The sequence below is a fragment of the Kitasatospora sp. NPDC085464 genome (assembly GCF_044541955.1).
Taxonomy (GTDB): domain Bacteria; phylum Actinomycetota; class Actinomycetes; order Streptomycetales; family Streptomycetaceae; genus Kitasatospora.
The window spans coordinates 8657-22565 of record NZ_JBITTM010000064.1; the positions used below are offsets into that span (position 1 = coordinate 8657).

Sequence of the window (13909 nt, forward strand, 5' to 3'; positions counted from 1 at the left end):
TGGTGCGGGGTGGTGCGGTGCCGTGCCGGCCGTGTGGTCCGGGCCTGTCGGCGTGTGACGCCGCGGGTGTGGACTGTGCGGGCCGTACGGGCCGTACGGGTGGTGCGGGGTGGTGCGGTGCCGTGCCGGCCGTGTGGTCCGGGCCTGTCGGCGTGTGACGCCGCGGGTGTGGACTGTGCGGGCCGTACGGGCCGTGCGGGTGGTGCGGGGTGGTGCGGTGTCCGACTGGCCCTGTGGGTGCGGCCGGTCGGCGGGTGGCGCTGTGATGCCGTGACGCGGGTGGGCTGTGGTGCTGTGGGCCGTGTGGAACCGGCTTGTGGGCCTGGCCTGTGTGCGGCCGGGGCCGGTTGCCGTTCCGGTGCCCGGTCTTGCGGCCCGGCCCGGTCTGGCCTTGAGGCCCGGTCGGGTTCGGCCTGGTCTGGCCTTGAGGCCCGGTCGGGTTCGGCCTGGTCGTGCGGCCTGGCCCCGGTCTTGAGGCCCGGCCCGGTCCGGTCCGGCCGGTCCGGCCGGTCCGGCTTGGTTGGTCGGGGTGTGCCGGTGGGCGTGCGGGTGCGGTGTGTTGTGGGTCAGGTAAGCGTGTGTCTCGCAAGCGGTGCGCAAGGGCGGCGGGGTGTGGGGGGTTGCGGGGCGTTTGCGCGGGCGCGGGTTTCATGCGGTTTCGACAAGACACGCGGCCCCCACGGCCGGGTCGCTTTCCTTCTGCCTGTTCCTTGCGGGCCGGGGAGGGTGCTTGTCCGGGCCTTGTGCCGGCCCCCCATTCCGTTCGTCCCGCTTCCGGGCCGGGCGGGGCGGGGGGCCGGTGTGCCGGTCCCGTCCTGTGGGTGTTCCGTCTTCCTGGTTCCTGCCCCTTTTTCTCGTGGTTGCCGGTCTCCGGTTCGTCGTTGTCCGTCGTCGTCCTGTTCTCGTGGTGCCTGTGCCGGGCTCGCGGGTGTGCGGACGGGACGGTCGGACAGCGGCCGGACAGCGGCCGGCGGCCGCGGGCGAGGGGCCGGTGGGGGGCGGGGCGCCGGCGGGGCGGGGTGCCGGCCCGCAGGGTGCGGGCGGGTACCCCGCCCCCCGGGTCTCCCGCACACAACGAGGGGCGGGCCGCGGGGTTGCGGTCCTCGGGTGTTGTCCCGGCCGGCGGCGCCTTCGGGTACCGGCGGGCCGGCCTGTGCGCTCCGTTCCCGACAAGGGGGCCGGTCGCGTGCACTTCGTTCCCCACATTCGACGCGTTGACAGCCGTCTGCCCTTCCCCTGGTGTGCCGTGATACGGCCCCCCCGGGGGGGGCGGGCCGGCGAGGAGAGGAAACGATCACCAATGTCGCAGATCCCCACCATCGAGGACCTGGCCCAGCAGCTGCAGGCGGTGTCCGGTGCGCACGAGATCGACGCCGACGCGGCGTTGCAGCACATCGCGGACGTCGACTCGCTGGACCTGATGGAGTGGCTGTACGGCTTCCAGAACCAGTACCCGCACATCCCGGCGGACGAGTCGCTGTTCGCGGACATCGACGACACCACGACGCTGCGCGTGGTCCACGAGCGGATCCTGGCGCTCGTCCCCACCGAGGGCAACTGAGGCCCCGGAGCGGGGAGAGAGGGGGCGGGTGATGAGCGGTTTCGACGTCACCGGCTGGGGGATGTTCGTGCCCGAGCGGGTGGTGACCAGTGCGGAGCTCGCGCAGCGTTTCGGTGTGGACGAGCACTGGATCGTCTCGCGGTGCGGGATCCGGGAGCGCCGTGCGGTGGGGCCCGGGCAGACCACGGCGTCGATGGCCGTGGAGGCCGGGCGCCGGGCGCTTGAGCGGGCGGGGCTGACGGGTGCGGACATCGCGCACCTGATCGTGGCGACGGCCACCCCGGAGCAGCCCTCGCCGGCGACGTCGGCGTTCGTCCACGACGAGCTGGGCATCGCGGGCAGCGCACACGACGTGAACTCCGAGTGCGCGGGGTTCGTGTACGCGCTGGTGACGGCGGCGGGTCTGATGCGCATGGACCCGCGCCCGATCCTGGTGATCGGCTCGGACACCCACACCCAGACCGCGAACCCGGCCGACCGGGACCTGTCGATCCTGGTCGGTGACGGGGCCGGCGCGGTGGTGCTGACCCCCGGGCCGGTGGACCGCATCCGGGCGTGGAACCTGGGCGCGGACGGCTCCTGCAAGAACAGCCTCAAGGTCCTGGCCGGCGGCTCGCGGATGCCCACCACCGCCGAGACGGTCGCCCAGGGCCTGCACTACGCGCAGATCAACGGCAACGAGATCTACCTCAACGCCGTGCGCTACACGGTGCGCACGATCCGCGAGACCCTGGAACAGGCGAAGATCACCGCCTCCGAGGTGGACCACGTCGTGCCGCACCAGGCGAACATCCGCATCATCAACTCGGTGCTGTCCCACACCGGGATCCCCACCGACAAGCTGGTGACGAACCTGGAGCGCTACGGCAACACCGCCTCCGGGTCGATCCCGATCGCGCTGGCGGAGGCCCTGGACGCCGGGCGCATCGCGGACGGCGACACCGTCCTTTTGGCCGGGTTCGGCGCGGGCATGACGTGGGGTTCGGTCCTGATGACGTGGGGAGGCGTGCGATGAGCGGCAAGGACGCCTTCGGCGCGCGGCCCGTGTCGCCGGTGGCGCTGGTCACCGGCGCCTCGGGCGGCCTGGGCAGCGAGCTGGCGCTGGCCCTGGACGCGGCGGGCTGCCGCGTCGCGGTCCACTACAACTCCTCGCGCGACGGCGCCCAGAAGACCGCGGCGCAGCTGACCAACGCGCACGTCCTGGTCACCGGCGACGTGGCCGACTACGGCGCGGTCACCGCGATGTACGAGGAGATCTCGGCGGCGCTGGGCCCGGTGGACGTGCTCGTCAACAACGGCGCGATCCGCAAGGACTCGCTGATGGCGATGCAGGACCCGGCGCAGTGGCGCCAGGTCATCGACACCAACCTGGTCGGCTCCTTCCACACCGCCCGGGTGTGCGTGCCGGCGATGCTGCGCGCCCGGTGGGGGCGGATCGTCAACATCGTCTCCCCGTCGGCGCTGATCGCCACGGCCGGGCAGACCGCCTACTCCGCGTCCAAGGCGGGGCTGATCGGCCTGACCCGGACGCTGGCGGCGGAGTGCGGGCGCCGGGGGGTGACGGTCAACGCCCTGTCACCCGGCTTCATGATCACCGGGATGACGGACACCCTGCCCGAGCACGTCATCGCCGGCATGCGCGACAAGGTCCCGGTGCCGCGGTTCGTCACCCCGCGGGAGGTCGCCCGCTCGATCACCCTGTTCCTGGACCAGGACTGCATGACCGGGCAGGTCATCAGCATCGACTCCGGCGCCTCCATCACCTGATCACCCGAGCGGCACACCCGCACCGCCCCGCCCCCGCCCCTCTCTCGGTCCCCTCCGCGCCGGCCCCCCGGCCGGACGGGACCACCCCGGCGCCCCCGTTCCCCGGTTCCCACCCGGGCAACGGGGGCGCACCCGTTGCCCGGGGAACACACCGCCGCCCTGGCCCCGGGCCCCGCCACCGCACAACCCCGGCGCCCCGGCGCTCCGGCAGCCCGGCGTCTCGTCACTGCTGCGCTCCGAATCCCGTTGGCCCGGTGCCCCGTTGCTCCGGCAGCCCGCCCGGGAGCCCGGCGTCTGGGCACCGCTGCGCCCCGAATCCCGTTGGCCCGGTGCCCCGTTGCTCCGGCAGCCCGCCCGGGAGCCCGGCGTCTGGGCACTGCTGCGCCCTGAATCCCGTTGGCCCGGTGCCCCGGTGCCCCGGTGCCCCGTTGCTCCGGCAGCCCGCCCGGGAGCCCGGCGTCTGGGCACTGCTGCGCCCTGAATCCCGTTGGCCCGGTGCCCCGTTGCTCCGGCAGCCCGCCCGGGAGCCCGGCGTCTGGGCACTGCTGCGCCCCGAATCCCGTTGGCCCGGTGCCCCGTTGCTCCGGCAGCCCGCCCGGGAGCCCGGCGTCTGGGCACCGCTGCGCCCTGAATCCCGTTGGCCCGGTGCCCCGGTGCCCCGGTGCCCCGGTGCCCCGGTGCCCCGGTGCTCCGGTGGCCCGGTGGCCCGGTGTTCCGGGCTTTGCTGCTGCGGTCGCGGTCGCGGTCGCGGTCGCGGGTGCGGCGGGTGTGGGTGCGGTTGCGGCGGGTGTGGGTGCGGCGGGCGCGAGTGTGGGGTCAGGGGGTGGTGGTGTGGGGGAGGGTGGTGTCGAGCCAGTCGAAGACGCTCTGGTGGAGGCGGGCCATGGCGCCCATGTGGCAGTGTTCGCCGGCGCCTTCGGCTTCGGTGAGGGTCAGGAGGGTGTGGGGGCAGGTGAGGGCGGCCTGGACCTGGTGGGGCTGGCCTTGGAAGAACTGGTCGTTCTCGGCGTCCAGGACGAGGGTGGGGCAGGTGATGAGGGGGGCGTGGCCCTCCAGGGTGTAGGGGGCGGTGCGGCGCAGGTAGTCCGCGGGGCCGGTGGCGCCGAACGTCCACACGCCGTTGCGCAGGGCCCAGCGCAGCTGGGTGCTGTGTTCCATGAGCAGGCCCAGGACGGCGTCGGCGAGGTCGTCGTGGCCGCCGTGGACCAGGTCGCGCAGGAACGGCGGAAGGAAGCGGTCGTGGGCCTGGCCGTAGCTGTAGAGGCCGTCGTCCAGGACGAGGGCGGCCGGGCGGTGGTCGTGGGCGCCGGCGCGGGCGGCGAGGTAGCCGCCGAGGCTGTAGCCGAACAGGACCAGGCGCTTGGGGTCGACCTCGGGGCGGGTCAGGGCGTGGTCGATCACCGGGGTGGCCACCGCTTCCCAGTCGGGGCGGAAGACGAGGTGCTGTTCGCGCAGGGCGGCGCCCTGGCCGGGGCCGTCGTAGGCCAGGACGTGGTAGCCGCGGCGCACGGCGGCGGCGGCGAGGGCGAAGTAGGACTCTTCGAGGGTGGAGTCGAAGCCGCTGGTGAACACGATGGTGGGGCGGGGGCGGCGCTGTCGTCGGCGAGGAAGAGGTACCCGGGCAGGGTGGTGTCCCGGTAGGGGATGCGCAGGGCCTGGACGGGGGTGTCCATCAGGGCGGCGGCCGCCGCGAAGCTCTCGCGCGAGAGCGCGGACAGGCGACGGGCCTCGGGGTCGTTCGCGGGGTCGTCGCGGCGGTAGAACTCGGCGGTGCGGTAGTAGTTGGAGGCGCGCAGCAGGCCCTCGCGGGCGCTGACGCGGTGGCCGGCGGCCAGGGAGCGTTCGGCGGCGGCGTGGACGCGTTCGGCGGTGGCCGTCCATTCGCGCAGCCAGGCCGCCTCGTCGCCCTCGCCGATGCGCGAGGCGGTGGCCACCACCTCGCCCAGGTCGGCGCCGCCGTCGTTCGCGAACCCGGCCGCGCGCAAGGTCTCGAAGGAGAACGACTCGTCCTCGAAGAGGAACCGCATGGTGCACTCCCAACCAAAGCCGAGACGGAACCGTTCCGTCTCGGCTTTGACGTTAGCCCTCTCCCAGTCGAGACGCAAGCGTTCCGTCCGGTGGTAGGTTCGGGCCATGCCCGCCACCCCCGCCACCCCCGCCCCCGCGGACCCCGCCCCCGCGTCCCTCCCCGCGGACCCGGCTGCTCCTGCGGACCCTGCCGCCCCCGCCCCGGCCGCCCCCGCGGACCCGGCCGCCCCCGCGGACCCTGCCGCTGCGGGGCCCGCGCCGGCGGGGCCCGGGCGCCGTGCGCCCGGCGGGCCGGTCCTCCAGGACTCCGTCACCCGGGCCATCGCCGACGCGTTCTTCGAGGAACTCGCCGCCGCCGGCTACGCCCGCCTCTCCCTGGAGAACGTCGCCCGCCGCGCCGGCGCGGGCAAGGCCGCGATCTACCGCCGCTGGTCCTCCAAACTCGACATGACCCTCGCCCTGGTGCGCGCCGTCGCCGTCGACGACTCCGAGATCAAGGACACCGGCACCCTGCGCGGCGACGTCCTCGCCTTCCTCACCGACAATGCCCGCGCGCTGCGCCACCCGCTGCCCTCGCGGATCATCCCCGACCTGCTCGCCGAAGCCGGCCGCAACCCCGAACTCGCCCAGGTCCTGCTCACGGCCGTACGCGACACCCGCCGCGGCAACGCCTCCCGCCTGCTGGAACGGGCCGTCGAACGCGGGGAACTGCCCCCCGGCACCGACCTCGAACTCGCCCTCGACCTCCTCGCCGGCCCCCTGTACTGGCGCCTGGCCGTGGTCCACACCCCCACCGCCCCGGACTACCTGGAGCGCCTCACCGACAAGCTCCTCGCCGCCTTCGCCGCCTGACCCCCGAGAGGGGCCGCCCCCGAAGAGGGGGTCGGAGCCGCTGCAGGCCCGGGGGGACGGCTGCCCAGGGCGTGAGGGGCGCCGCGTGAGGGGTGGCCGCCCCGGGGGAGGGGGCGGGGGTGGTGCGGGTCCCGGGCCTGCCGGGCGGCGGTGCCCTCACCCGCGCGTCGGTGTGTCGGGGTGTCAGCGCGGCGCTGCGCCGCCGGTGCCCCGGAACGGCCCGGGCGGGCCCCGGCCCGCTCGCGACGGACCGCCGGCAGCCCGCGGCGCCGCGGTGACCGGGGGCCGGGCCGTCCGGCAGGGCCCGGGAAACCCCGTGGCCGTCCCGCCGCCCGCCGTGACGACGACCCGTGGGGCGCGTCCCCGACCCGCCGCTGCCCGTCGTCCTCGGCGCGGACGACCTGCGTCCCCTTCCCCGGGCCGTGCGGGGCGCCCGCACCGGCCACGAAGGCCTCCGGCTCCCGGAGGAGCACCGCGACGGCTTCATCGACGCGCTGCGGCCCGACCTCGACCTCGACCTCGACCTCGGCGGCGACGGCACCGTCATGCCGGTGGTCACGCTCATGGGAGCAGCCGCCTCGGCCGGGCAGCCCTGTCGGACCGGAGCCGTCGTCAGGTCACCCGCCCCGCCCGGGGCTGCCGCGTCCGCCGGGGGCTGCCGCGTCCGCCGGGGCGACCCCTCTGGCGGGAGCGGCCGCCTGCGCCTGCGCCGGCGGCACGCGGCGGGGCCGCGTTGCGGGGCCGCAACGGGCGCACCCCCGTCCCGGGGCGGGACGGGGGTGCGAGGTGCGCGCGGGAAGCGCGCGGGAAGCGCGCGCGGGGCGGCTCAGGCGAGGACGGCGAGCGCGGCCTCGTAGTTCGGCTCGTCCGCGATCTCGGCGACGAGTTCGGTGTGCAGGACGGTGTCGTTCTCGTCGAGGACGACGACGGCGCGGGCGGTCAGGCCCGCCAGCGGGCCGGAGTTGATGGCGACGCCGTAGCTGTCGTGGAAGTCGCGGCCGCGCAGGGTGGAGAGGGTCTTGACGTTGTCCAGGCCCTCGGCGCCGCAGAACCGGGCCTGCGCGAACGGCAGGTCGGCGGAGATGCACAGCACGACGGTGTTGGCCAGCGCGCCGGCCTGGGCGTTGAAGGTGCGCACCGACGTCGCGCAGGTGGGGGTGTCGATGCTGGGGAAGATGTTGAGGACCTTGCGGCTGCCGGCGAAGTCCTTCAGCGAGGCGTCCGCGAGGCCGGCACCGACCAGCGTGAACGCGGGGGCCTGGCTGCCGGCGGCGGGCAGCGCGCCGCCGACCTCGACCGGGTTCCCCTTCAGCGTGACCTGAGCCATGAAAAGCCTCCTACCAGCGGTGTGTCTACGGGTGTGCAACGGCGCCGATCCTACTGCCCGCCCCCGCCCCGCCCACCGGCCGACCAGGGGCTGGACACCCGCCCCGCCCACCGCCCGGACACCCCGCCCGACCCGCCCGCCGGCCAGGGGCCGGACATGCCGCCCGCCTGCCGGCCGGACTTCCCGCCCCTCACACCGGCCGGGCAGGGCTGGATATCCGGCCCGCCCCGACCCGCGGGCCGGCTGCCCGTCGAGCACCCCGCCCATCGGCTGCCCATCGGGCGGACGCCCCGCCCCTGCCCCGGCCCTGCCCCGGCCCTGCCCCGGCCCCGCCCGGTTCGTCCACACCCCCGGGGCGCCCGTCGGGCAGGCAAGCCGCGGCTTGCCTATGGTGGGGTGGTGACGGACGACGCCCTGTGGAAGGCGCTGGCGGACCCCACCCGCCGCCTCATCCTCGACGAGCTCGCGCAGCGCGAGGGCCAGTCCCTGTTCGAGATCTGCGCACGGCTGGCCTCCCGCCACGCCCTGGGCATCTCCCGCCAGGCGGTCAGCCAGCACCTGGCCGTCCTGGAGGACGCCGGCCTCGTGCGCACCCGCCGCGAGGGCCGCTACAAGTTCCACGACCTGGACACCGGACCGCTGCGGCGCATCACCGCCCGGTGGCTCACGCCCCGCACACCCGAGGAGGCCCCGTGAGGATCAACCTGGCCAGCGTCTTCGTCGACGACCAGGACAAGGCCCTGCGCTTCTACACCGAAGTGCTCGGATTCGTGAAGAAGACCGAGGTCCCCCTCGGCGGCCACAGCTGGCTCACCGTCGTCTCCCCCGAACAGCCCGACGGCACCGAACTCGTCCTGGAACCCGACCAGCACCCCGCCGCCAAGGCCTACGTGGCCGCCCTTGCCGCCGACGGCATCCCCGCGACCTCCTTCGCCGTGGACAACGTCCACGCCGAGTACGAGCGGCTGCGCGCCCTGGGCGTGCGCTTCACCCAGGCCCCGCTGGCCCTGGGCCCGGTGACCACCGCCGTCCTCGACGACACCTGCGGCAACCTCATCCAGATCGCCCAGTACCACTGACGACCCCCGCCCGCCGGCCCGCCCGTCCACGCCGCCCGTGCCCACGCCGCCCGTGCCCGCCCGCGTCAGCGGCCCTGCCCGCCCGAGCTTGAGCCCGAGCCGGTGCCGGAGCCGCTGCCGCTGCCGGGGATCCGGCAGCGCCCGTCGGGGCAGGGCGGGTGTGCCCGGCCCAGGGTCAGGACGCGCAGCAGCGTGGCCGTCCAGCACAGCGGGCAGCCGCGCAGCGCGTACAGGCCGGCCGGGGCCAGCAGCAGGCCCGCCGGTCCGAGGACGGGCCACAGGGCCACGGAGGCGGCCAGCGCGCCGAACCCGGCCGCGCCGCGCGCCAGGTGACGGGGCAGCGAGGGGACGCCGGCGCCCGCGCGGGCGCCGGTCTTCACCGTCCGGTTCACCGCGCCCGCCCGCCCGCCGCCACCGGCACCGCCGAGGCCGGCGCCGCCGCGGCCACTGCGGCTGCCACCGGCGCGGGTACGGGTACGGGCGGGGGTGGGGGCGTGGTGGTCAGGGTGTGGCGCAGGGCGGCGCGGGCGCGGTGCAGACGGGACTTCATCGCGCCCTGCCCGATGCCGAGTTCCTCGGCGACGGCCCGACCGCTGCGGCCCTGCACGTCGCGCAGGACCAGCACGCGGCGCTGGTCGCCCGGCAGCGCGGCGATCGCCTGCGCGATCCGGTGCGCCTCCAGACGCCGCAGCGCCTCCTCCTCCGCCGAGGCCCACCCCGCCTCCCCGCCGCCCCCGCTCTGCCCGCCGCCCGCGCCGGCCCCGCCCTCCCCGTCCTGCCCGCCGGCCGCGCCGGCCGTGTGCCCCGGCGGGTGGTCGCGCAGCACCGCGCGGGCACGGCGCAGGCACTCGTTGCGCACGATGCGGAACATCCACGACGCCAGCGCCGTGGAGGCCCGCAGCATGCCGATCCGCCGGTACAGCACGATCAGCGCCTCCTGCGCCGCGTCCTCGGCGTCCTCCCGGCCCGCGCACAGCGAGTGCGCGAAGCGCCGCACATGGGGGTGCGCGGCCGTCACCAGCGCGGCCAGCGCCTGGGCGTCACCGCCCTGCGCGGCGACGACCAGCCCCTCACCCGGCCACACACCACCCCCACCCCCACCCCCGGCCCCGGCCGCCTCCCGGGCCGCCCCGCCGTCCACGCCCCGGGCCGCCCCGCCGTCCACGCGCTCAGCCACGCCCGCCGCCCCGCCTGCGCCCGAACACGAACACGCAGGCGCACACCAGCACCGCGCCCACAGCCACACCCACACCGACGACCACAACGACCTCCCACACAGGGGCTCCCGCCCACCGGGCACCACACCCGGGGACCCACACGCGGACCCGGCAACGCACCGGGCCCGCCCATAAGAGGCACCCCGGCCCCGAAAGGATTCACCCCGCCTGTGAGAGCATCACCCGGTGAGCCGACTCACCGTCCTGGGAACCAGCGCCGCCCACCCCGAAGCGGACCGGGCCGCCAGCGGCTTCCTCCTCGAACACGACGGCTACCTCCTCGCCCTCGACCTCGGCTACGCCACCTTCCCCCGCCTGCTCCGGCACACCGCCGCCACCGGCCTGGACGCCGTCGTCATCACCCACGAACACCCCGACCACTGCGCCGACCTCAGCGCCCTGTGCCGCGCCCGCTACTTCACCACCCCCCGCCCGCCCCGCCTGCCCCTGTACTGCACCCCCGGCGTCGTCACCCGCGTCCAGGCCATGGAACCCACCGAAGACCTCAACGACGTCTTCGACATCCACCCCCTGCCCACCGCCGCCACCGCCACCCACCGCCTGGGCCCGCTGCGCCTGGACACCGCGCCGCTGCCCCACCACGTCCCGCACGCGGGCGTGCGCCTGAGCGCCCCGGGCCTGACCCTCGCCTACAGCGGCGACGCGGGCCCCGGCCCGGCGCTGGCCGAACTCGCCGCCGGCGCCGACCTGTTCATCGCCGGCGCCACCACCTGCGGCTGCGACCCCGACGACCCGTACCTGCTCAGCGCCGCCCAGGCCGGGCAGTGGGCCGAACGCGCCGGCGCCGCCCGGCTCCTGCTCACCCACTTCTGGCCCGGCACCGACCGCGCCCAGGCGCTCGCCGAGGCCCGCCGCACCTTCACCGGCGACGTCACCGCCGCCGAGGAGGACCTCCAGCTGCACCTGTGAGCAGCCCGAGCGCGCCCCGGCCCGGCCGAAGGCGCCCACCGTACGGGCAGCCGCCCGCGCTCCGGCCCCCGGGCCCGGGTGTGCGCGCCGGGCCACAGCGGCGGAGCGCAGCGCTTCTGCCGCTTCGGGGGTCCGGTGCGCAGGAAGTCGGCCCCGCCGACTTCCCGTGCCGCAGGGGGGGAGGGATGCGGCTGGACGTCGGTGCCGCGGTCCAGCCGGCTTGGGGCGCCGTGTCGTTGACGGTGTCGCGCCGCGTCGGTGCAACGGGAAGTCGGTCCCGCCGACTTCCCGCGCCGGAGGTGGAAGCAGAGCGCTTCCCTCGCACGCCGCTGACGCTGCCGGTGCCGGTGCCGGTGCCGGTGCCGGTGTTCGGTGCCCGGTCCTGCGGGCCGTGGTGGTGCGCCGCCCGTGGGCGTCCGCCTCGCGCCCACCGGGTCAGTCCCCGGTGACGCCCCAGAAGCACAGCCCCACCGCCCGGCCGCCGTCCTCGTGGACCGCGGTGCAGCAGCCCGAGCCGCGCCCGAACGGCGGGAACCACCCGTCCCCGGCCCGCGCCAGGGCCGACTCCACCGCCTCCCGCGAGGGCTGTGGCGTCCCGAACAGCTCCACCGCCTCCGCTCCCTCGACCACCCGCACCTCACCGACCCCCTCGGTGTCCGCCTCGCAGCGCACCACCCACCGGACGTCGAGCACCGAATGCGCGCCGCCCTCCTCCTCCAGCACCCCGCCCGCGTCCAGCTCGGCCAGCGACGCCACCCCCAGCTCCCGCCAGTACCCGGCGTCCCGCGCGAACACCTCCTCGCGCAGGGCCTCCAGCGCCCGCTGCTCCTGCGCCTGCCACGGCGTGACGTACGACCAGCTGCTCGCTCCCATGACGGGCGACCCTAACCCCCCGGCCCGACAGCCGCCCACCCCCCCGGGGGGTGCCCGCTTTCCCGCCGGCGCGAGGGCCCGTCCACCTGCTCCGGCGACGGGCGGCCGGCCGGGGCCGAGCACACCCACCGGCGGGGAACAGCCGCCGCAGCGTCCGCGTCCGACCGCAGGCGGCGGCCTGCAGCCCGAACCGCGGGAAGCACGACGCCGCCCCCGTCCACCCCCGGCACCGTCCACCCCCGGCACCGCCCGCCCGGGGAAGCGGCCCCCGGCCGGCCGCGGCCGAAGGACCGGCGCAGAGCAGCGAGCAGACGTACCGGCAGCGCGCCGCGCGTCCGGGAGCCGGACAGGTGGGCGCCGCTTCACGGTGCGCGCCGGTGAGCGGACCCGGCCGCAGACCCGGTGCGCGAGGACCGTGCCCGCTGTGTCTGCCGTGCCCGGCACCTGCCCGGACCAGGACACCCCTCCGGCGAGCGCAGCCCGCACCCGCCTCGCGCGCTGCGCCGGCGGCCCGCTGCCGTACGGGCAGCCGCCCGCGCTCCGGCGGTGGGGTGCAGCGCGTCCGTCGCTTCGGGGGTTCGGTGCGTGGGAAGTCGGCCCCGCCGACTTCTCGCGCCGAGGGGGAGAGACGCGGCTGGCCGTTTGTGCCGCGGTCCGGCCGGTTTGGGGTGCCGTGTCGTTGACGGTGTCGCGCCGCGTCGGTGCGCGGGAAGTCGGGTCTGCCGACTTTTCGCGCACGGGGGGAGGGGGTGCGGCCGTCGGTATCACGGGCCTGGTCCGGTAGGACGGGAGCGATGCGTGCGGTGTGCGGCGAGGGGCGGCCGAGTACCGGGCTTCCGGTCCGGGGCACCGCACGCGAGCGCTGTCATGCCCGGCCCGACGGCGCCCGCCGCGGCGGGTGCGGGGCTGCAGCGGTGGGGTGCAGCGCGTCCGTCGCTTCGGGGGTCCGGTGCGCGGGAAGTCGGCCCCGCCGACTTCCCGGGCACCGGCGGTGTGGCCGACGGGCCGGGCACACGGTGGAGTCCACCGCCGCAGCCGACACGCCGGCACTGCCGCGAAGACCCGTTGCCACGCGCCGTCGACGCCCCCCCGGCACCGTCCGGGTGCCGGGGGGCGTGTGGTGTCGCCTGCCGTGCCTTCGTGGGGCGGTGGGGTGTCAGGCGTAGTGGTCGAACAGGGCCTGCAGGTAGTCCTCCAGGCGGGCGGTCAGCAGGGCCGGGGTCAGGTCGGTGCGGCCCAGTTCGCGCCAGGGGACGGCGACCTTCTCGGCGTCGGGGGCGAAGGCGAGGGCGTCCAGCAGGCGCCAGTACAGGTGGTCGCTCCCCTCGGCGAGGGGGGTGCCGCCGGCCGCGCGGTAGCGGTCGGCGAAGGCCAGGCCGGCGGCCGGGCCGTGGAGCAGGGCCAGGGCGGTGGAGCAGTGGGCGACGTCCAGGTCGGCCGGGCCCCAGGAGGTCTCCACCCAGTCGACGACCCCGCTGACCGCGAGGGTGTCACCGGTGCCGGTGAACAGCACGTTGCCCGGGTGGAAGTCGCGGTGCAGGAAGCACCCCCGGAACGCGGGCGCCTCGCGGCCGATCGCCTCCACCGCCCGCGCCCACAGCCCGCGGCGCCCGGTGCCCTCGGGCACGCGCACCAGGTCGGGGGCCGTCCACGCCTGCCAGGTGCGCGGGCGCTGCCCGCGGGGCACCGGCAGGGCGTGGACGGCGGCGAGCTGGGCGGCCAGCAGGTCCGCGCGCCGCGGGGCGTCCGCGTCCTGGGCGACCCGCACGCTGCCGGGCAGGCGGGTCATCACCAGCGACGGGTGGTCGCACGCCCGGCCGTCCTCGTCGAGGGCGACCAGGCGCGCGGCCGGCACACCCGCGCCCTCCAGCAGGCGCAGCACGCCGGCCTCGCGGGCCAGCAGGGCCGGGGCGTGGCGGCGGTAGAACGGCGTGACGAAGGACCGCAGCACCAGCGCGTACGGCGCCCGGCCGCCTGGGCGTTCGACGTCCAGGCGGCGCATCCGGGAGGTCCACCCGCCCTTGAGCGGTGTCACCGCCGTGATCCGCTCGCCGGGTGCCAGCGCCTGTCCGGCCCAGCGCAGGGTCGCGGCCCAGCCCGGGCCGCCGTCGGTGTCGCCGTCGTTTTCGATCACGGGCCCAGAGCCTACGCCCCGGCCCGCAGCCCCCGGCCCGCAGCCCCCCGGGCGCCGGCGCGGACAAGCAGTGGCAGCGGCCCAACTCCCGTGCAACCAGGGGAAGCTGATCGTTATTCCGATGGCCGTCGACGTTTGACA

The 13909-nt window shown here is 76.4% G+C and carries 13 protein-coding genes; 7 read left to right on the forward strand and 6 right to left on the reverse strand.

Annotation, left to right across the window (positions count from 1 at the left end; translation table 11 throughout):
* The first annotated feature begins 1300 nt into the window (after positions 1 to 1300).
* From ACIGG8_RS37630 to ACIGG8_RS37640, 3 genes are read left to right on the forward strand one after another with little or no spacing between them, the layout of a single operon-like run.
* Positions 1301 to 1561, forward strand: a complete 261-nt coding sequence (locus ACIGG8_RS37630; RefSeq protein WP_396553106.1) for a hypothetical protein — start codon at positions 1301 to 1303, stop codon at positions 1559 to 1561.
* Between the two features lie 31 nt (positions 1562 to 1592).
* The gene (locus tag ACIGG8_RS37635) at positions 1593 to 2576 is read left to right on the forward strand and encodes a 3-oxoacyl-ACP synthase III family protein (RefSeq protein ID WP_396553107.1); all 984 of its coding nucleotides are present in this window, start codon (positions 1593 to 1595) and stop codon (positions 2574 to 2576) included.
* A complete protein-coding gene (locus ACIGG8_RS37640; RefSeq protein WP_396553108.1) occupies positions 2573 to 3328 on the forward strand; it encodes an SDR family oxidoreductase in 756 nt (251 codons plus the stop codon). The genes ACIGG8_RS37635 and ACIGG8_RS37640 overlap by 4 nt, the downstream gene beginning before the upstream one ends.
* Before the next feature lie 816 nt (positions 3329 to 4144).
* On the opposite strand, the gene ACIGG8_RS37645 is transcribed toward ACIGG8_RS37640, so the two are convergent.
* Complete coding sequence (locus ACIGG8_RS37645; protein ID WP_396553109.1) at positions 4145 to 5209, reverse strand: alpha/beta hydrolase family protein; 1065 nt, start codon at positions 5207 to 5209, stop codon at positions 4145 to 4147.
* Positions 5210 to 5461: 252 nt separating this feature from the next.
* On the opposite strand from ACIGG8_RS37645, the gene ACIGG8_RS37650 reads away from it, so the two are divergent.
* The gene (locus ACIGG8_RS37650) at positions 5462 to 6208 is read left to right on the forward strand and encodes a TetR-like C-terminal domain-containing protein (protein ID WP_396553110.1); all 747 of its coding nucleotides are present in this window, start codon (positions 5462 to 5464) and stop codon (positions 6206 to 6208) included.
* A gap of 826 nt (positions 6209 to 7034) precedes the next feature.
* Here ACIGG8_RS37650 and tpx read toward each other — a convergent pair.
* Positions 7035 to 7535, reverse strand: a complete 501-nt coding sequence (tpx, locus tag ACIGG8_RS37655; RefSeq protein WP_396553111.1) for a thiol peroxidase — start codon at positions 7533 to 7535, stop codon at positions 7035 to 7037.
* 396 nt (positions 7536 to 7931) lie between these two features.
* Here tpx and ACIGG8_RS37660 point away from each other — a divergent pair, with 396 nt between their 5' ends.
* Both ACIGG8_RS37660 and ACIGG8_RS37665 read left to right on the forward strand, forming a co-directional pair.
* On the forward strand, positions 7932 to 8231 hold the full coding sequence (locus ACIGG8_RS37660) for an ArsR/SmtB family transcription factor (protein WP_396553112.1): 300 nt from the start codon (positions 7932 to 7934) through the stop codon (positions 8229 to 8231).
* Positions 8228 to 8614, forward strand: a complete 387-nt coding sequence (locus tag ACIGG8_RS37665) for a VOC family protein (protein ID WP_350519302.1) — start codon at positions 8228 to 8230, stop codon at positions 8612 to 8614. Before ACIGG8_RS37660 ends, ACIGG8_RS37665 begins: the two co-directional genes overlap by 4 nt.
* A 65-nt stretch (positions 8615 to 8679) precedes the next feature.
* Here the strand turns inward: ACIGG8_RS37665 and ACIGG8_RS37670 are convergent, their stop codons facing one another.
* Complete coding sequence (locus ACIGG8_RS37670) at positions 8680 to 9006, reverse strand: hypothetical protein (RefSeq protein ID WP_396553113.1); 327 nt, start codon at positions 9004 to 9006, stop codon at positions 8680 to 8682.
* Entirely contained in the window at positions 9003 to 9680 is a 678-nt protein-coding gene (locus ACIGG8_RS37675; RefSeq protein WP_396553144.1) for an RNA polymerase sigma factor, read from the reverse strand. The genes ACIGG8_RS37670 and ACIGG8_RS37675 overlap by 4 nt, the downstream gene beginning before the upstream one ends.
* 337 nt (positions 9681 to 10017) lie before the next feature.
* Between ACIGG8_RS37675 and ACIGG8_RS37680 the strand changes: the two genes are divergently transcribed.
* Positions 10018 to 10761, forward strand: coding sequence for an MBL fold metallo-hydrolase (locus ACIGG8_RS37680; RefSeq protein ID WP_396553114.1), 744 nt, complete (start codon positions 10018 to 10020; stop codon positions 10759 to 10761).
* Positions 10762 to 11196: 435 nt separating this feature from the next.
* Here the strand turns inward: ACIGG8_RS37680 and ACIGG8_RS37685 are convergent, their stop codons facing one another.
* Together ACIGG8_RS37685 and ACIGG8_RS37690 are read right to left on the reverse strand one after the other, a co-directional pair.
* Complete coding sequence (locus ACIGG8_RS37685) at positions 11197 to 11634, reverse strand: hypothetical protein (protein WP_396553115.1); 438 nt, start codon at positions 11632 to 11634, stop codon at positions 11197 to 11199.
* 1156 nt (positions 11635 to 12790) lie between these two features.
* Positions 12791 to 13768 (reverse strand): phosphotransferase family protein, encoded by a 978-nt coding sequence (locus ACIGG8_RS37690; protein ID WP_396553116.1) that lies wholly within the window; start codon positions 13766 to 13768, stop codon positions 12791 to 12793.
* Between the last annotated feature and the right edge of the window lie 141 nt (positions 13769 to 13909).

Excerpts from the sequence above, each read along its gene's own strand:
- ACIGG8_RS37630 (WP_396553106.1), top strand. The coding sequence starts at position 1,301 with ATGTCGCAGATCCCCACCATCGAGGACCTGGCCCAGCAGCTGCAGGCG.
- ACIGG8_RS37635 (WP_396553107.1), top strand. The coding sequence starts at position 1,593 with ATGAGCGGTTTCGACGTCACCGGCTGGGGGATGTTCGTGCCCGAGCGG.
- ACIGG8_RS37640 (WP_396553108.1), top strand. The coding sequence starts at position 2,573 with ATGAGCGGCAAGGACGCCTTCGGCGCGCGGCCCGTGTCGCCGGTGGCG.
- ACIGG8_RS37645 (WP_396553109.1), bottom strand. The coding sequence starts at position 5,209 with ATGGACGGCCACCGCCGAACGCGTCCACGCCGCCGCCGAACGCTCCCT.
- ACIGG8_RS37650 (WP_396553110.1), top strand. The coding sequence starts at position 5,462 with ATGCCCGCCACCCCCGCCACCCCCGCCCCCGCGGACCCCGCCCCCGCG.
- tpx (WP_396553111.1), bottom strand. The coding sequence starts at position 7,535 with ATGGCTCAGGTCACGCTGAAGGGGAACCCGGTCGAGGTCGGCGGCGCG.
- ACIGG8_RS37685 (WP_396553115.1), bottom strand. The coding sequence starts at position 11,634 with ATGGGAGCGAGCAGCTGGTCGTACGTCACGCCGTGGCAGGCGCAGGAG.